Below are 17117 nucleotides of genomic sequence, written 5' to 3' on the forward strand. Positions count from 1 at the left end.
CGCGCCGCGAACCGCGTGCATCTGCGCGCGGTCGCGGCCGTCGAGCGCTAGCGGATGAACGAGAACGGCACCCCGTCGGTGAGTGCGCTGACGGCGCGCGGGCACATGAGCTGAATCGCAAGGCCGGTGAACATGGTCGCCGGTCCGAGCGGCCGGCCCAGCTCATCGGCGACCTTGGCCGCGACGTTCGCCATGTTCTGACCGGGCTCGGAGAGCATCGGGCACACCTGCTCGCCCACGCGGACCGCGGTGGCCGGGTCGATATCGCCCAGTCGGTAGTGGTCGAGCGCCGACAGGAACACATCGACGCCGGGATCGGCCGCAGCGGGTGCTGCCGCGACAGTGGCGGTGGCCGGCGCAGCGATGGCGAGGGCAGCGCCCAGGACGGCGAACGAAAGGCGAGACTTCACGTCCTGATTGTCGCAGCAGACGCCCAAGGTATTACGCCGAGCGCTACGCAGGCGCCGGCAACCCCGGATGACGCGTATGAGTAGCGCACTACGCTATCGCCGCCACGCTCGCCCGAAGACGATTCGCCTGGTAACCACACCTCCATCGAATCGGGGCCTCATGTCTTCTCCCTCGTCCACCACCCTTGCCGCCGCGCTGACGATCAGCGCGCTGGCCGTCGGGGCCGGCTTGACCGCCGGTGTCGACGCGATCCATGCCCAACAGGCACCGCCAGCATCCGCAGCGGCGCGCCAGGCGGCGCCGGCACCGCAAGCGTCGATCCCCGCGCCGCTACTCGCCGCCGTCACCCGCGACACGGTCACGGCCCGACCCACCTTCGGGACCGCCGCAACCGTGCCGGCTGCACCGGTCCTGTTCTCCGAGGGCGATGCGCACGCGTTTCTTCGGCTGACCACGCCGTCGAGCCGGGTTCGCTTTCTCCCGACGACGCCGTCGTCGACAGAGGACGCCCTGTTCGCACCCGAACTTCGCCAGTACCGCAGCGACCGGACAGCGACGTTCGTCGCTACTGCAACGCCGAACGGCCGGGTCGAGCTACGACCGATGGTCGGGCCGGGCGGCTGGCTCATCGGCAACGGCCTCGACGGCGCCGCCGGTGAGGACGGCGGCGACGGCGGCCTGCTGTTCGGCAACGGCGGCAAGGGCGGCGACGGCGCACCCGGGCAAGCCGGCGGCAACGGGGGCCGCGGCGGACTGTGGGGCGGCGACGGTGGCGACGGCGGTGCCGGCGGGATCGGCGCAGCCGGCGGCAATGGCGGCGATGCCCGGCTGTTCGGAAACGGCGGCGCGGGCGGCAAGGGCGGTGTGGGCGCCACCGGGGCCGCAGGGGTCAACCCCATTCCCACCACCCTGCTGCCTCCTGCCGCCAAAGGCGCTGACGGCACGGACACCGATGGCTCCGTGGGCAACGTCTCCTACGGCGGCAATGGCGGACCCGGGCAAAACGGGGTGCCCGGGCAACCCGGCGGCGCTGGCGGCGACGGCGGCAACGCCGGCGGTATCACCACGTCGAGCGGGGTGATCGGTGGTGACGGCGGCCAAGGGGGCGTCGGCGGCGCGGGAGCCCCCGGTGGCAACGGCGGCCGCGGTGGCGACGCCGAGACCAGTTCGATCGGAGCTGCCGGTAGCGGCGGAGATGGTGGTCTCGGCGGAACGGGCGCACGAGGCGGTGACGGCGGAAATGCGGGCTTCAACAGAGGGGGCGGGCTCGGCTTCGCCACGTTCGGGGGCAATGGCGGCCAGGGCGGCGAGGGCGCTGCAGGCGGCGCGGGCGCTATCGGTGGCGTGGGCGGTTCCGGCGGTAAAGGCGGCGCCATCAGCGGCAACGGGGGCAAGGGCGGTGACGGCGGTGACGGCGGCACGGGCGGCAAGGGAGCTCGCGGTGGCGATGGCGGAAATGGCGGCAACGGCACCGACACGCCTGGCGCCGGGGGCAAGGGTGGCGCGGGTGGTGCCGGCGGAACCGGAGGCGCCGGCAACAAGGGCGGGTCCGGCGGACGCGGCGGCCTCTTCGGATCCAAAGGCGCGCAGGGAACTAGCGGTAATGCGGGCGCGAAAGGGGCCCAGGGCGATTCGGGTAACGACGGCAGTCCGGGAGTCTAAACACGCAATCGGCCGCTCCCGATGTGACGGCGCGGCCGTCTAGCGACCATGGCCGCGGGGGCCGGTGAGCACGTGGTGCTCACCGGCCTTCGCGTCCTAAACCGTCCTGACATACGCGGGACCGCGGGTACCGGTTAGGCTCGGGATCACTCAGCACCCGTCAACAACTCGAGGGAGTGGATATGCAGGGCTTCGCCGGAAAGGTGGCCGTCGTGACCGGCGCCGGCTCAGGCATCGGTCAGGCGCTGGCCATCGAGCTGGGCCGTTCCGGCGCGAGCGTGGCGATCAGCGACGTCGACACCGAGGGCCTGGCCGCCACCGAGGAACGCCTCAAGGCCATCGGCGCACCGGTGAAGACCGACCGCCTCAACGTCACCGAGCGCGAGAACTTCCTGCTCTACGCCGACAGCGTCGCCGAGCACTTCGGCAAGGTCAACCAGATCTACAACAACGCGGGCATCGCGTTCACCGGCGACATCGAGATCAGCCAGTTCAAGGACATGGAACGGGTGATGGATGTCGACTACTGGGGCGTCGTCAACGGCACCAAAGCCTTCCTGCCGCACCTGATCGCCTCCGGCGACGGGCATGTCGTCAACGTCTCGAGCGTGTTCGGACTGTTCTCCGTGCCCGGCCAAGCGGCCTACAACGCGGCGAAGTTCGCGGTGCGCGGCTTCACCGAGGCCTTGCGCCAGGAGATGGCGCTGGCAGGCCATCCGGTAAAGGTCAGCTGCGTGCATCCCGGCGGTATCAAGACCGCGATCGCCCGCAACGCCACTGCCGCCGAAGGCCTCGACGCCGAACAACTGGCCAAGACGTTCGACAAGAAGCTCGCCAACACGACCCCTGAGCGGGCCGCGCAGATCATCCTCGACGGCGTGCGCAAGAACAAGGCGCGCATCCTCGTGGGCAACGACGCGCGCATGTTCGAATACGTCATCCGGTTCGTCGGAGCGGGCTACCAGGGTCTGTTCCCGCGCGTGGTGTCGCGGCTGACGAAGTAGTCCGCCGGGAATCGCGGATGGCCCACACGACGACGAGTAGGGCGAGCGCGGTCAATGGATAGCCCATCGCGATGCGGGCGACAGCCAGCCAGGCCACCGACTGCTCGCCGTACAGCCAGAACTGCACGACGAAGCGGGCCGTGAACACGGCGGTCAAAGCGGCCGTGGCGATGTCGTACCGCAGGAGTGCGCTCCGACGGGTGCGCCATGCCTGTCCGCTGCCCGTGAGGGCACTCCAGACCACGCCCACCAGGGGCCTGCGAACGATGATCGAGACCGAGAACACCACGGCGAGAATCGCACTCGCCCAGATACCCACCACGAAGTAATCGCGCGCGTCGCCGGTCCAGAAGGCGAGGACAGCACCGATCGCCACCCCGAACAGACCGGAGAACGCGGGGGCGAGCGGCTCACGCTGTGCCAGCCGCAGTCCCGCGACTGCCGCGGCCGCGCCCACGCCGAGCACGACCGCGATGTGCAGCGGCGCCGCGGCATCGACCGCGGCGAACACAACGGTGGGCAGACTCGCGTAGAGCATCCCCGACCAACCGCCCATGCGGGCCAGCAAGGTCGGCGTCACATCCGACGCCCGGGCACTCACGCCCGGCCACCCAGGTGCTTGGCCAAGAAGTCGACGATCTCGGAATACATCTCGATCGTGCTCTCCGGGTTGACGGCGCCATGCCCCTCGGTGGACTGGAGCAGGTAGTCGACGTCGACGCCGCGTGCGCGCAGTGCGTCGACCAAGTTGTCGGACTCTGCCTGGACTACGCGAACGTCGTTGGCGCCCTGAATCACCAGCAGAGGCGTACGCACGTGATCCACCCGGGTGATCGGCGAGCGCGCCATCATGTCGGCGAGCTGCGCGGGATCGTCGGGGTCCCCCACGTAGGCGTGCCAGTTGTTGACCAAGTGCGGACGGGCGATGGGTGGCAGGGTCCGCATGAAGTTCGCGAGGTCAGAGATACCGACGTAATCGATGGCCGCGGCGAAAACATCGGGGGTGAAGGTGATTCCGACGAGCGCGGCATAGCCGCCATAGGAGCCGCCGAAGATGGCGACACGCGTCGGGTCGGCGTACCCCTGCTCGACGGCCCAGGTCACCCCGTCGACCAGATCGTCGTGCATCTTGCCGGCGAACTCACCGACCGCGGCCTTCAGGAACGCCTTGCCGTATCCCGTCGAGCCGCGAAAGTTCAGCTGCAGCACTGCATATCCACGATTGGCCAGCAGCTGCACGCCGGCGTCGAAGCCCCAGGAGTCCCGATACCAGGGCCCACCGTGGACTGCCAGCACCAGCGGCAGGTGTCGCGGCTCGACACCGACGGGCACCGTCAGGTAGCCGTGGAGTGTCAGACCGTCGCGGGCAGTGAGGGTGACCGGCTGCATCGGGGCCAGTGTCGCCGGCTCGAGGTGCGGCAGCGGACGGAACAGCAGCCTGCTCTGACCCGTGCGGTGGTCGTACAGATAGGTGGCGCCCGGGTCGCGATCGTGATTGAAGCCGACCACCCAGCGCTGGCCGTCCTCGTCCGACGACAGACGCCCGAGGTCGCCGTCGGAGAGCTTTTCCAGATTGGCGAGGATGTCGGCGAAATGCGGATCGAGCGCCCGAATCATTTGGCGCTCAGCGTAATACCGCACGGCCAGCAGCTCGCCGGTGCGCCGATCGCAGATGAGCGGCCCCGGCAGGATCGGACTGACCGCCGCCCGCGGATCGAGGTCGCACTCCGGGTGGCTGTCGACCTCGGTCTCCGCTCCGGTCGCGAGATCGATGCGCACCAGGCGCGTGCGGTCGGTGTCGCGATTGGAACCCATCCACACACCGGTACCGTCGGGCGTGATGGCCATCGGGTGGATGCCGACGGGATAGTCGCTGCCGTCAAAGGTCGCGATGCGCCGCAGTGCGCTCCCATCCCACCGCGACAGTTCCAGTGCGCCTGCAGAAGTCAGAGAGGTGGCGAGCAGGTCGCCGCGGTCGTTGCCCAGCCAGCCATTTACGTGGCCAGGGTTCTCGGCGATCAGGGTGAGTTGTCCGGTGGCGATGTCGAGCTCGTAGGCGTCGAGCAACGTAACGTCGCGGTTGTTCAGCATGACCGTCGTCGCGCCGCCCGTGACCTCACGGATCGGAAGAGCCATCACGCCCGGGAACGGTGTCAGGTCGACGGAGGGCGAGTCAGGGTGGTCCAGATCGACCCGGTGGATGTGCCAGTTCTCGTCACCGTCGTTGTCCTGCAGATAGATCAGCCAGCGGGGATCGTCGGTCCACTCGTAGTGCAGGACGCTGCGATTTGCATCGGCGGTGACGCACCGCGGGCTCGCGGAGTCCGAGTCGAGATCTTCGATCCAGACGTTCAGCCGGTTCTTCCACGGCGCGAGGAATGCGATCCTGGTGCCGTCGGGTGAGATGGATGCGGCAGCGCGGGTGGGCGGGCTCAACAGGTCGGCGACGGGGATCAGATCGGGCAGGGGCATTGCTTCTCCTCCTGGTTGTGGGCGCACGGGGTCGCCCCGTCGAGATGACGCTCACTCGACGGATGGATGATGGTGAGGCAGAACGGTTGTGGATCTGTCGGATCAGTGCGGCACGGGCCCACCCAACTGGCCGTTGGTGGCATCTCTGATCGCACGGTCGATCATCGCCAGGGCTTGCTGCTGGGTGATCTTCTCCTTCTCGACGATGGCCCGGTAACCGACGTCCTCGTCGATGACCCGAAAGGCCGCGGTGACCGCCGCAGCGAAGAGCCGGGCGGTCAGGTCGTTGTCGGCCAGGCCGAGTCGATGGGCGATGATCGGGGCGAAGGCGTGCTCCATCTCGTCGTGAACCATCAGGTGCGCCGTCCGTAACGCCGGTTCGGTGAGCGACAGGGTGGTGATCCGCAGAGCGCTGATCTCGTCAGCGATGTCCTCTGGACTCAGGGGGTTCTCCGCATAGTTGGCCGCCATGTGGTCGGCGAGCGACAGTTCGGGCGGCCAGCGGCGAGCCAGGTCGAGGAAGCGCCGCGCGGACAACGCCAGCACAGGTTCGACACAACTCTCCTTGGTGCGGAAGTACCGCCAGATCGTCCGCGTCGAAAGCCCTGCGGCAGCAGCGATGTCGTCACCACTGGTGGCCGACACCCCGCGTTCCCAGAACAGAGCACACGCATGCCGAGACACCTCGAGCCGGGCTCGAGCCTGCCTGTCATCACCCGCCTGTTCCAGGATCGAGGTGGTCACCATCACTAGCCCCTGTCACTTAGTGTCACCATCGAGTGTGTCACTAAGTGACAGAGCGGTCAAGGTGCGCGCTCAGCGAGCGCGAGCGAACGCTGAGCGCCAGGATTTACGGCGTGTTGCGGTGCAGACGCGCACTCGCCGAACCAGGCCTAGTTGCTGGTGCCGAGTGGGTGCGCCTCGAGCCACTGCGCGGCCACCCGACCCGGCTCGGCGCCCTCGGCGATCTCGCGCCGCATGTCGGCCAGCGAGCCGGTGTCCAGCACGCCCGCGATCTCGTTGAGCGCCAACACCTGTGACTCACTCAGCACGTTGCGGCGATACAGCGGCACCAGGTTCTCCGCCCGGATCAGCGAGGTCTTGTCCGACAGCACCACCACCTCCGACGGCACGCCAGCGGCGGCCGTCGACGTCCACGCAGCATCCACCCGCCCTGACCGAAGCGCGGCGAACAGCGTTGCCGCATCGTCGAATTGACGCACGGTGGGCAGCGCGCACGTGCCGATCGAGGTCGGCCAGGTGGTGCCGCTGACCGCACCGACCGTGATGGCCGGGCAGCGGCGGGCCAGCGTCGCGGTGTCGGCTCCGAGCTTCTGCGACTCCGCGGCGGTCATGGCCAAGGCGGGTTTGTCCTCCGCCGCAGTCGTGTAGTCACCGGCCGCCACCCCCTCGGGCAGCGCGGAGAGCAGCGACCGGTACACCTGCACGTCCGAGCGAGCCGGCGCGTCGGGATCGAACCGCGCGAGGAGCCGGCCCGTCCACCCCGGCACCACCGTCGCCTCGCCGGAATCCAGACCGGCCAGCGGATCGTCGACGACCCGGACTTGCGCGGCGCTGCCGTAGAAGCCGAGCGCCGAGGCGTACAGGTGCGCGACGAGCTCGGCCTCGGGTCCCGCGGTGGTCGCCACCGGAATGGGCGGCGGCGCTTGCCGTCCCGCGCAGCCGGCGACGCACCACACCATGGTCAGTGCGGCGACCAACCGCCTCCAGCGCAGCAGACTCAGTCCTCGGATGCGGCGGCGACCGCCGCCGCGACAGCCGGACCGACCCGCGGATCCAACGCGCTCGGCACGATGTGGTCGACGGCCAGGTCGTCCCCGACGACCGAGAAGATGGCCTGGGCCGCGGCCATCTTCATCTTCTCGGTGATACGGCGAGCACCCGCGTCGAGCGCGCCGCGGAACACACCGGGGAATGCCAGCACGTTGTTGATCTGGTTCGGGAAGTCACTGCGGCCGGTGGCCACCACGGCGGCGTATTTGCGCGCCACGTCGGGATGGATCTCCGGGTCCGGGTTGGACATCGCGAAGACGATGCCGCCGGGTGCCATCGTGGCGATCAGCTCCTCGGGCACCAGCCCGGCCGAGACACCCATGAACACGTCGGCGCCGGCCAGCGCCTCGGCCATGCCACCGCTGCGCCCCCGAGGATTGGTCCGCGTGGCGAGGTCGGCCTTGAACGGGTTGAGGTCCTCGCGGCCGGTGGCCACGATGCCCTTGCTGTCGAGCACCGTGATGTCAGTGATGCCGCTGGCCAGCAGGATGTTCGCGCAGGCGATGCCCGCGGCCCCGGCTCCGGAGATCACGACCTTCAACGTGTGCATGTCGCGGTCGAGCGCCTTCGCCGCACCGAACAGGGCGGCGAGCACGACGATCGCCGTGCCGTGCTGGTCGTCGTGCATCACGGGACAGTCCAGCGCCTCGATCACCCGCTGCTCGATCTCGAAACAGCGCGGCGCCGAGATGTCCTCCAAGTTCACCGCGCCGAACGTGGGCCGCAGTCGGATCAGCGTCTCGACGATCTCGTCCGGGTCCTTGGTGGCGAGAACGATCGGGATCGAGTCGAGCCCGCCGAAGGCCTTGAACAGCGCGCTCTTGCCCTCCATCACCGGCAGCGAGGCCGCCGGGCCGATGTCGCCGAGCCCGAGGACGGCGCTGCCGTCGCTGACCACGGCGACCAGGCGGTTGGCCCAGGTATAGCGGGCAGCCAGCGTCACATCGGTGGCGATCGCGCGGCTCACCTGCGCCACACCCGGCGTGTAGGCGATCGACAGGGCGCGCTGGGTGTCCAGCGGCGAACTCAGCGCCACCGAGAGCTTGCCGCCCTCGTGCGCCTCGAAGATCTCGGCGTCGTCGACCACCACCTGCGGGGTGCGTGTCGCGACGTCATGTTCTGGGGAAACCGCACTGTCCGCCACGGGCGTCAGGGTAACCGACACCGGGGCCCCCACAGGAGCAGGTTGGAGATCGGTGAGCAGAACGCGCGCAGATTCGGACAGGTTCGGCGCGTACCATCCGTCTAGCCGAGCCAGGCGGGTGTCGAAGGGAGGTCGGCCGATGCCGTCGTTTCGCGCGCTACCACCGTCACTGATGCGCCAGGGCGGCCGTCCCCGCCCCGACCATCCCGACGCACGCAGCATCCACGTCCCCGTCGCGCGCGCGATGGTCGACTGCGGCGTCTACTGCGAGGGAAATCGCCTGCCCGGCAAATACACTCACGCCGCAGCGCTGAACAAGGTGCACGAGATCGAAGCCGAAGGCCGGTCCGCGTTCGTGTGGATCGGACTGCACGAACCCGATGAACACCAGATGCAGGCCGTGGCGGATGTCTTCGGCTTGCACGAACTCGCCGTCGAAGACGCGGTGCACGCCCATCAGCGGCCGAAACTCGAGCGGTACGACGACACCCTGTTCCTGGTACTCAAGACCGTGAAATACGTCGACCACGAGTCGGTCGCCAACGCTCGCGAGATCGTCGAGACCGGTGAGGTGATGATCTTCGTCGGCCCGGACTTCGTCGTCACGGTGCGCCACGGCGAGCACGGCGGCTTGGCCGGGGTGCGGAAACGCCTCGAGGCGTCACCGGCATCGCTGAAGCTCGGCCCGTACTCGGTGATGCACGCGATCGCCGACAGCGTGGTCGACCACTACCTCGACGTCACCGACCTGATCGAAACCGACATCGATGCGATGGAGGAGGACATCTTCTCCCCGCGGCCGCTGACCGACATCGAATCCATCTACCTGCTCAAGCGGGAAGTGGTCGAGTTGCGGCGGGCCGTCAGCCCGTTGGCCACCGATCTGGAACGCATCGGCACCAACCACGACGATCTGATCAACGTCGAGATCCGCCGCTACATGCGCGACGTGCTCGACCACACCATCAAAGCCGCGGACCGGATCGCCAGCTTCGACGAACTGCTCAGCTCTCTGGTGCAGGCCGCCCTGGGCAAGGTCGCGATGCAGCAGAACGTCGACATGCGCAAGATCTCGGCGTGGGTCGCGATCGCCGCGGTGCCCACCGCGTTGGCGGGCATCTACGGCATGAACTTCGACCACATGCCCGAATTGCATTGGGTGTGGGGCTATCCCGCGGTGCTACTGCTGATGTTGACGGTGTGCCTGGGGTTGCATCGCACCTTCCGGCGCAACAACTGGCTCTAGACGTCAGGCCGGGCTGGCCGCGCGGCGGCGCGGATCGGTCACGTCCACCCCGTCCTGCTCCCACGCCTCCCGCATCGCGCCGGCACCCTTGAGCCGCACCCAGGCGGCCTCGGTCGGCGTGATCGGAACCGCACCGAGAATCGCCACCGGCGACGCCGGCTCGGGCAGCTCGACGTCGTCGAGGTCGCTGTGTCCCAACAGGAATGCCGTGAACGGTGCGCCGTCCCACAGCGGCGTCTCCAGGTCGATCAACGCGTCGGGCTCCAAGATCAGCCCCTCGACCGCAGGTGCGGCGGCCACCACCGCGACCGAGCGCGCCAGTCCCGTGGGAGCCGGGCCGCGCAGCACCACCGCCACTTCGGCGCGCGGCCCGCGGAGCGGATCGGCCATCATCTCGGCGGGATCCACCATCGGCTGCGACGAGCACCCCAGTGACACGTAGTGGGCAGCGCTGTTCGGACCGTCACCGTCGAAACGCAGCACGATGATCCGGTCGGCGCCCAAGAAGGTCACCGAGGCCTCCGCGGGGTCGCCGGAATTGCGGAAATGCTCGAGCACCCGCGCGCGAACCGCCGCGGTGACGTCGACCACGGTCAGATCTTCAGGCGGGCCAGAAGATCTCGGCCCTGCTCGGCACCCTGCGGGTCACACAGCACGTCATAGCGGCCGGCCACCAACTGCATCGTGGAGCTGAAGTCGCGCGTGCCCCGCGCCATCGCGTACGGCACCGCGGAGGTGATGAGGCCGAAGAACACGCCGGCGATCAGGCCCGTGATCAGCGAACCCCACGGGCTCGGGCTGAAGAACCCGAGGATCAGGCCGATGAACAGACCCAGCCAGGCGCCGCTGATCACACCGCCGCCGAGGACCTTGGGCCAGGACAACCGCCCGGTGACCCGCTCGACCTGCATCAGGTCCACCCCGACGATCGTGACCTGCTCGACCGGGAACTGCTGATCGGACAGATAGTCCACGGCGCGCTGGGCTTCGGCATAGGTCGGATACGAACCGATCGGCCACCCCTTGGGCGGGGTGGGCAGGCCGACCGGGCGGCCACGGCCCGCAGGCGGGGCGCCCGGGGTCTGGCCTGACTGAAACGGGCTGGTCATGTCCTTGCACTCCTCCGGTCTGGAAGTTCGATCAGGTATACCTCGTCGCTCGATCAACGCGCCGGAGTGGGCAAAGGTGCCCGGCTCCGACGGTCCCGACCGCCGGTATGCACTTAGGCTAGGTTGATTCCCATGACAAGTCAGGACGACGACGCACGCCGGATCGACCGTTCCGACTCCGCCGGGTCCGAGCCCACCTCGGAGGGTTACGAGGCGCCGCCGATCGAGCAGTCAGGCACCCCGACGGACTACCAGTCGGGAACTCCGACGGGCCATGAGTCCGGTGCCCCGACCGACTACCCGCCGGCCTACAGCCCGCCGCCCCCGCCGTCGTACTCCGCCCCGACGGACTATCCGCCGCCCCCACCCGGTTACGGCGCGCCGTATCAGGATCCGAACGCGGGGAGCCCCTACCCCAACCAGGGCTACGGCGACCAGAGCTACGGCAACCAGCCCTATGGCAACCAGAGCTACGGGGCTCCGGGCTACGGAACCGGCGCCACTGGGTCGTATCCGCCGCCTCCGCCGTACGGCACCTCTCCCGGCGGATATCCCCCGCCCCCGATGGGCTACCCCGGCGCGGATTACGGCTACGGCCCGCCCGCCCCGCAAGGCACCAACACGATGGCGATCGCCTCGCTGGTCGCGTCGATCCTCGGCGTGTGCTGCGGAATCGGTTCCATCGTCGGCATCGTGCTCGGCATCCTCGCGATCAACCAGATCAAGCAGACCCGCCAGAACGGTCACGGCCTGGCCGTCGCCGGTATCGCAGTCGGCGCAGTCACCCTCGTGATCAGCCTGATCTGGGGCATCACCGCGCTCAACGTCTAGTTCGGGCTCAGGCTCGAACTAGCCGGCGGGCGGGGTGAACCGCTCGCCGGTGCGCGCCATGCCCGCCGCGCGGCCCTTTCCCGCGATCACCAACGCCATCTTGCGACTCGCCTCGTCGATCATCTCGTCGCCCAGCATCACCGCCCCCCGTGCGCCACCCGCCCTCGAGGTGTGCCACTCGTAGGCCTCGAGGATCAGCTCGGCGTGGTCGTAGGCCTCCTGGCGCGGGCTGAAGATCTCGTTGCCCGCCGCGATCTGATCGGGATGCAACACCCACTTGCCGTCGAAGCCCAGCGCGGCGGCACGTCCCGCGACGCGGCGGAACGCCTCGACATCGCGAACCTTCAGATAGGGCCCGTCGATCGCGTTGATTCCGTTGGTGCGCGCAGCAATCAGGATGCGCATCAGCACGTGGTGGTAGGCGTCCCCGACGTCGTACCCCTCGGGCTGCTCACCCACCTCGAGCGTGCGCATGTTCAAGCTCGCCATCAGGTCGGCCGGACCGAGCACCAACGCGTGCATGCGGGGGCCGGCGGCGATGGCATCGATGTTGGTCAGTCCGCGCGCGTCCTCGATCTGCGCCTCGATGCCGATGCGCCCCACCGGCAGCCCGTGCGAGGCCTCCACCTGCGACAGCAGCAGATCCAGGGCCTGCACATGGGAGACGTCGGTCACCTTCGGCAGGACCACGAGGTCCACCGACGCACCGGCGCGGCCGATGACGTCGATCACATCGGTGTGCGTCCACGGCGTGGTCCAGTCGTTGACCCGCACCCCGCGCAGCTGATCACCCCACCCCGGCTCGGCCAGAGCGGCCGCTACCTGCTCGCGCGCTTCACTTTTCGCGTCTGCGGCCACCGCGTCCTCGAGGTCGAGGAAGACCTCGTCGGCGGGCAGCGTCTTGGCCTTGGCGATCATCTTCGCGCTGCTGCCCGGCACGGACAGACAGGTTCGGCGGGGTCGATACCGGTTTTGCACAACACCACTCTCTACTCTGACACTCATGGCGTCGGTCAACAGGGTCTATGCAGCCCGGCTCGCGGGGATGGTGGTGCTGGGTCCCGACGGCGAATCGATCGGCCGCGTGCGGGACGTGGTGATCAGCATCAGCCTGGTCAGGCAACAGCCCCGCGTGCTCGGTCTGGTCATCGAATTGCTCTCGCGCCGAAGGATATTCGTGCCGATTGGTCGGGTCACCGCGATCGAGCCCGGCGCGGTCACCCTCTCCACCGGGAGCGTCTCGCTGCGCCGCTTCTCCCAGCGGCCCGGCGAGGTGCTGGTACTGGGCCAGGTCATCGAGACCCGGGTCCGCGTCGACGATCCCGATCTGGCGGAACTCGCCGGGATCGACGTCGTCGTGGTCGATCTCGGTATCGAGCAGACCCGCACCAGGGACTGGATGGTCACCAAGGTGGCGGTACGTCCGCAGCGGCGACTCGGCCGTCGCAGCAACGTGCACACGGTGGACTGGATGCACGTGCAGGGCCTGACTCCGTCCGGGCTCGCGATGCCGGATCAGGGCGTGGCGCAGCTGCTCGAGCAGTTCGTCGGCCAGCGTCCCGTCGAGGTGGCCGACGCGATCCGGGAGCTGCCCGCCAAACGCCGCTACGAGGTCGTCAATGCGCTCGACGACGAACGGCTCGCCGACGTTCTGCAGGAGCTGCCCGAAGACGAGCAGGTCGCCGTGCTGCGGCAGCTGAAGACCGACCGCGCCGCCGACGTGCTCGAGGCGATGGATCCCGACGACGCGGCCGACCTGCTGGGCACCATGAGTCCGGCCGATGCCGAGCAATTCCTGCGGCGGATGGACCCCGAGGACTCCGAAGACGTGCGCCGCCTGCTCAGCCACTCCCCCAACACCGCCGGTGGCCTGATGACTTCGGAGCCAGTAGTGCTCGCGCCAGACACCACCGTGGCCGAAGCCCTTGCGCGCGTGCGTGATCCAGATCTGACACCGGCGCTGGCTTCGCTGGTGTTCGTCTCCCGGCCGCCGACCGCGACGCCGACGGGCCGATATCTGGGGTGCGTGCATCTGCAGCGGCTGCTGCGTGAGCCGCCCGCCGCGCTGGTCAGCGGCATCGTCGACACCGACCTGCCCAGCCTGGGCCCGGAGGACTCCCTCGGCGCGCTCACCCGGTACTTCGCCGCCTACAACCTCGTGTGCGGGCCGGTCGTCGACGACGAGAACCACCTGCTGGGCGCGGTGTCCGTCGACGACGTCCTGGATCACCTCCTGCCCGACGACTGGCGCGAGCGCGAGGCTGAACCGGTGATCATGACCGCGGAGAAGGCGACATGAGCGACGCCTCGGCACGTCAACGGCTCGACACGCCGCGGGTCTCCCGCTCCCTGACTCCCCGGTTCGACGTCGAGGCCGTCGGTCGCGTCAGCGAGCGCATCGCGCGGTTCCTCGGCACGGGCCGCTACCTGGCGATCCAGACGATCATCGTGATCGTCTGGATCCTGCTCAACATCGGCGCGTTCGCCTGGCAGTGGGACCCCTACCCGTTCATCCTGCTGAATCTCGCGTTCTCCACCCAGGCCGCCTACGCGGCGCCCCTGATCCTGCTCGCCCAGAACCGGCAGGAGAACAGGGACCGGGTGGCGCTCGAGGAGGACCGGCGACGCGCCGAACAGACGAAGGCCGACACCGAGTACCTCGCGCGCGAGCTCGCCGCGCTGCGCCTGGCCGTCGGCGAAGTGGCCACTCGTGACTACCTGCGCCGCGAACTCGAGGAGATCCGCGAACTGATCAGCGACCTGCGACCCGCCGACCCCGTTGCCGAGCCCGATCCGAGCAAAGCCGACGGCGGCGACAGGCGATCCCGCAGATCCTGACGACACGGCTGTGGCGAATGCCGTAACACAGTCGTGGCCCAACCGATATGGTGACTGGGTTCACAGGCCACCACACAGCAAGGACGGGTGCGTGCACATAGGCGGACGAGCGGCTCTCGGAGCAGCGAGATGTCGGGCGGGACGCCTTGTTCGCACACCGGCCTTCGGCGTCGCGGCTGTGTTGACTCCCCTGGTGCTCGCCGGTGCGGTCGGTGCGTCGGCGCCTTCAGGTCACTCGCCCACCCGCGACACCGCGGTGATGCCCTTGGCTGCGGTCGCCTCTTCGTCGCAGGACAACTCCGGGATCTCCGTGGTGGCAGTCACCAAGATGCCGACCCCGATGCGGATCGCCGCGGCCACCGTGTCCGCCCCACCGCCGGCGATCGTGACCAGCGCACCCGGCATGCTGCGCATCCCGTCGATGGCGCTGGCCGCCTACCGCAACGCCGAAGCCAAGATGGCCGCGACCGCCCCCGGCTGCGGCGTGAGCTGGAATCTGCTGGCCGGCATCGGCCGCATCGAGTCGATGCACGCCAACGGCGGAGCCACCGATGCACGCGGCACCGCGGTGAAGCCGATCTACGGCCCCAGCCTGGACGGGACGCTGCCCGGCAACGAGGTGATCGTGCAGAGCCGCGCCTCCGATCGCGTGGTCTATGCCCGCGCGTTGGGCCCGATGCAGTTCCTCCCCGGCACGTGGTCGCGCTACGCCGCCGACGGCGATGGCGACGGCAAGGCCGACGTGCAGAACGTCTTCGATGCGTCGCTGGCCGCGGCCCGCTACCTGTGCAGCGGCGGGCTCAACCTGCGCAACCAGCCCGACGTGCTGGCCGCGATCCTGCGCTACAACAATTCGATGGCCTACGCGCGAAACGTGTTGAGCTGGGCCGCTTCCTATGCGACCGGTGTGGTGCCGGTCGATCTGCCGCCCATCACCGGCGAGGTGCCTGCGCTCGGCGACAGCCACCTGGACCGCCCGGAGGGGCTCGGCCCCGGGATGCCGCTCAACGCTGCGGGGCTGCCGGCCAACGATCCGTTGGCCCTGCTGCAACTGGGACAACGCACCGACGTCGCGGCCCTGATCAACACGAACGTCCCCGGGTTCGTCCCGGGGCAGTCGCTGGGACCGCTTCCCGGTCCGGCGCCGGCGGCCGCACCGCAACCTGTGCCCGCGCCGCCGCCGGCCTGGGTGCCGCCGTGGGTGACGCCGCCGCCGGCACAGCAGCTGCCGCAGTGCGCCGTGTTCTGCATCAGCGACTCCGCAGTCCCGGCCGCTCCGCCGGCGGTACCGGCCGCCCAGCCCGCGCCGCCGCTGATGCCTGCCCAACCTGCTCCGCCGCCGGCCGACGCCGGTCTGCCGCCGGGGCTGGGACCGGCGCCCGGACCCGCGCCCGGCCCGGTCGGCTGACGGCTCGGACCAGCGTCAGGCCTACACTCGCGGGTGATGTCTGCCCACACCCCCGACCTCCCTGGCTCCGATCTCGCCAAGGCGGTCCGTGCTGCACTGACCAAGGTCATCGACCCTGAACTCCGGCGACCGATCACCGACGTCGGCATGGTCAAGAACGTCACCGTCGACGCCGACTCATCCGTGCACGTCGAGATCTACCTGACCACCTCGGCCTGCCCGAAGAAGACGGAGATCTCCGAACAGGTCACCCGAGCCGTCAGCGACGTGCCCGGCACCGGGTCGGTGCGGGTCACCCTCGACGTGATGAACGACGAGCAACGTGCCGAGCTGCGTAAGCAGCTGCGGGGCGACTCCCGCGAACCGGTGATCCCGTTCGCCCAACCCGGCTCACTGACCCGCGTCTACGCCGTGGCGTCGGGCAAAGGTGGGGTGGGCAAATCGAGTGTCACGGTGAACCTGGCGGCCGCGATGGCCGCGAAGGGGCTCTCGGTCGGGTTGCTCGACGCCGACATCTACGGCCACTCCGTGCCTCGCATGATGGGCACCACCGATCGCCCGACGCAGGTCGATTCGATGATCCTGCCGCCGGTGGCCCACGACGTCAGAGTCATCTCGATCGCGATGTTCACCCAGGGCAACACCCCCGTGGTGTGGCGCGGGCCGATGCTGCACCGCGCGCTGCAGCAGTTCCTCGCCGACGTCTACTGGGGTGATCTCGACGTCCTGCTGCTCGACCTGCCGCCCGGCACCGGCGACATCGCGATCTCGGTGTCCCAGCTGATCCCCGGCGCCGAGATCCTGGTCGTGACCACCCCGCAGCTCGCGGCGGCGGAGGTCGCCGAGCGCGCCGGCGCGATCGCGCTGCAGACCCGTCAGCGGATCGCCGGTGTCGTCGAGAACATGTCCGGACTGCTGATGCCGGACGGTTCGACCATGCAGCTGTTCGGCGAGGGCGGTGGCCGCCAGGTCGCCGACAGCCTGTCCCGTTCCGTCGGCGCCGACGTGCCGCTGCTCGGCCAGGTTCCGCTCGATCCGGCCCTGGTGGCCGCCGGCGACACCGGTATCCCGCTGGTGCTGAGCGCGCCGGAGTCGGCGGCCGGAACGGCGCTGCGGACGATCGCCGATGCGCTGTCGAGCCGCAAGCGCGGGCTGGCCGGGATGTCGTTGGGACTCGATCCGGCGGGCCGCTGATCGT

General features: G+C 69.3%; 17 protein-coding genes. 8 read left to right on the plus strand and 9 right to left on the minus strand.

Annotated elements, in window-relative coordinates:
- Positions 1 to 47: 47 nt before the first annotated feature.
- The gene (locus tag ACZ50N_RS18315) at positions 48 to 410 is read right to left on the minus strand and encodes a DUF732 domain-containing protein (protein ID WP_464473480.1); all 363 of its coding nucleotides are present in this window, start codon (positions 408 to 410) and stop codon (positions 48 to 50) included.
- A gap of 160 nt (positions 411 to 570) precedes the next feature.
- Between ACZ50N_RS18315 and ACZ50N_RS18320 the strand changes: the two genes are divergently transcribed.
- Together ACZ50N_RS18320 and ACZ50N_RS18325 are read left to right on the plus strand one after the other, a co-directional pair.
- The gene (locus ACZ50N_RS18320; protein ID WP_464473481.1) at positions 571 to 2073 is read left to right on the plus strand and encodes a PGRS repeat-containing protein; all 1503 of its coding nucleotides are present in this window, start codon (positions 571 to 573) and stop codon (positions 2071 to 2073) included.
- 182 nt (positions 2074 to 2255) lie between these two features.
- Positions 2256 to 3077, plus strand: a complete 822-nt coding sequence (locus ACZ50N_RS18325) for an SDR family NAD(P)-dependent oxidoreductase (RefSeq protein WP_046362656.1) — start codon at positions 2256 to 2258, stop codon at positions 3075 to 3077.
- Here the strand turns inward: ACZ50N_RS18325 and ACZ50N_RS18330 are convergent.
- The 5 genes from ACZ50N_RS18330 to ACZ50N_RS18350 all read right to left on the minus strand — a co-directional run bounded on the left by ACZ50N_RS18330 (position 3010) and on the right by ACZ50N_RS18350 (position 8496).
- The gene (locus ACZ50N_RS18330) at positions 3010 to 3678 is read right to left on the minus strand and encodes a DUF3159 domain-containing protein (protein ID WP_464473482.1); all 669 of its coding nucleotides are present in this window, start codon (positions 3676 to 3678) and stop codon (positions 3010 to 3012) included. The genes ACZ50N_RS18325 and ACZ50N_RS18330 overlap by 68 nt on opposite strands.
- Positions 3675 to 5549 carry a S9 family peptidase gene (locus ACZ50N_RS18335; protein WP_464473483.1) on the minus strand — a complete coding sequence of 625 codons (1875 nt, stop codon included), beginning with the start codon at positions 5547 to 5549 and terminating at the stop codon, positions 3675 to 3677. Before ACZ50N_RS18335 ends, ACZ50N_RS18330 begins: the two co-directional genes overlap by 4 nt.
- A gap of 102 nt (positions 5550 to 5651) precedes the next feature.
- Positions 5652 to 6296 (minus strand): TetR/AcrR family transcriptional regulator, encoded by a 645-nt coding sequence (locus tag ACZ50N_RS18340; RefSeq protein WP_172835560.1) that lies wholly within the window; start codon positions 6294 to 6296, stop codon positions 5652 to 5654.
- A gap of 146 nt (positions 6297 to 6442) precedes the next feature.
- Positions 6443 to 7252, minus strand: a complete 810-nt coding sequence (locus ACZ50N_RS18345; protein WP_464475674.1) for a glycine betaine ABC transporter substrate-binding protein — start codon at positions 7250 to 7252, stop codon at positions 6443 to 6445.
- A gap of 38 nt (positions 7253 to 7290) precedes the next feature.
- Entirely contained in the window at positions 7291 to 8496 is a 1206-nt protein-coding gene (locus tag ACZ50N_RS18350; RefSeq protein WP_464475675.1) for an NAD(P)-dependent malic enzyme, read from the minus strand.
- A 130-nt stretch (positions 8497 to 8626) separates the two neighbouring features.
- On the opposite strand from ACZ50N_RS18350, the gene corA reads away from it, so the two are divergent.
- The gene (gene corA, locus ACZ50N_RS18355) at positions 8627 to 9733 is read left to right on the plus strand and encodes a magnesium/cobalt transporter CorA (RefSeq protein ID WP_046362661.1); all 1107 of its coding nucleotides are present in this window, start codon (positions 8627 to 8629) and stop codon (positions 9731 to 9733) included.
- 3 nt (positions 9734 to 9736) lie between these two features.
- Here the strand turns inward: corA and ACZ50N_RS18360 are convergent, their stop codons facing one another.
- The gene (locus tag ACZ50N_RS18360) at positions 9737 to 10324 is read right to left on the minus strand and encodes a suppressor of fused domain protein (RefSeq protein ID WP_073682665.1); all 588 of its coding nucleotides are present in this window, start codon (positions 10322 to 10324) and stop codon (positions 9737 to 9739) included.
- 2 nt (positions 10325 to 10326) lie between these two features.
- Positions 10327 to 10842 carry a YflT domain-containing protein gene (locus ACZ50N_RS18365; RefSeq protein WP_464473484.1) on the minus strand — a complete coding sequence of 172 codons (516 nt, stop codon included), beginning with the start codon at positions 10840 to 10842 and terminating at the stop codon, positions 10327 to 10329.
- Positions 10843 to 10974: 132 nt separating this feature from the next.
- On the opposite strand from ACZ50N_RS18365, the gene ACZ50N_RS18370 reads away from it, so the two are divergent.
- Entirely contained in the window at positions 10975 to 11673 is a 699-nt protein-coding gene (locus tag ACZ50N_RS18370) for a DUF4190 domain-containing protein (protein WP_464473485.1), read from the plus strand.
- Between the two features lie 18 nt (positions 11674 to 11691).
- Here the strand turns inward: ACZ50N_RS18370 and ACZ50N_RS18375 are convergent, their stop codons facing one another.
- The gene (locus ACZ50N_RS18375) at positions 11692 to 12651 is read right to left on the minus strand and encodes an HpcH/HpaI aldolase/citrate lyase family protein (protein WP_464473486.1); all 960 of its coding nucleotides are present in this window, start codon (positions 12649 to 12651) and stop codon (positions 11692 to 11694) included.
- A gap of 25 nt (positions 12652 to 12676) precedes the next feature.
- Here ACZ50N_RS18375 and ACZ50N_RS18380 point away from each other — a divergent pair, with 25 nt between their 5' ends.
- The 4 genes from ACZ50N_RS18380 to ACZ50N_RS18395 all read left to right on the plus strand — a co-directional run bounded on the left by ACZ50N_RS18380 (position 12677) and on the right by ACZ50N_RS18395 (position 17113).
- Positions 12677 to 13972, plus strand: a complete 1296-nt coding sequence (locus ACZ50N_RS18380; RefSeq protein ID WP_048421974.1) for a magnesium transporter MgtE N-terminal domain-containing protein — start codon at positions 12677 to 12679, stop codon at positions 13970 to 13972.
- On the plus strand, positions 13969 to 14511 hold the full coding sequence (locus ACZ50N_RS18385) for a DUF1003 domain-containing protein (RefSeq protein ID WP_073682669.1): 543 nt from the start codon (positions 13969 to 13971) through the stop codon (positions 14509 to 14511). The genes ACZ50N_RS18380 and ACZ50N_RS18385 overlap by 4 nt, the downstream gene beginning before the upstream one ends.
- Before the next feature lie 91 nt (positions 14512 to 14602).
- Entirely contained in the window at positions 14603 to 15919 is a 1317-nt protein-coding gene (locus ACZ50N_RS18390; protein WP_048421972.1) for a lytic transglycosylase domain-containing protein, read from the plus strand.
- Between the two features lie 36 nt (positions 15920 to 15955).
- On the plus strand, positions 15956 to 17113 hold the full coding sequence (locus tag ACZ50N_RS18395; RefSeq protein ID WP_073685176.1) for an Mrp/NBP35 family ATP-binding protein: 1158 nt from the start codon (positions 15956 to 15958) through the stop codon (positions 17111 to 17113).
- Positions 17114 to 17117: the final 4 nt, after the last annotated feature.

It is taken from the genome of Mycolicibacterium obuense (assembly GCF_055397605.1).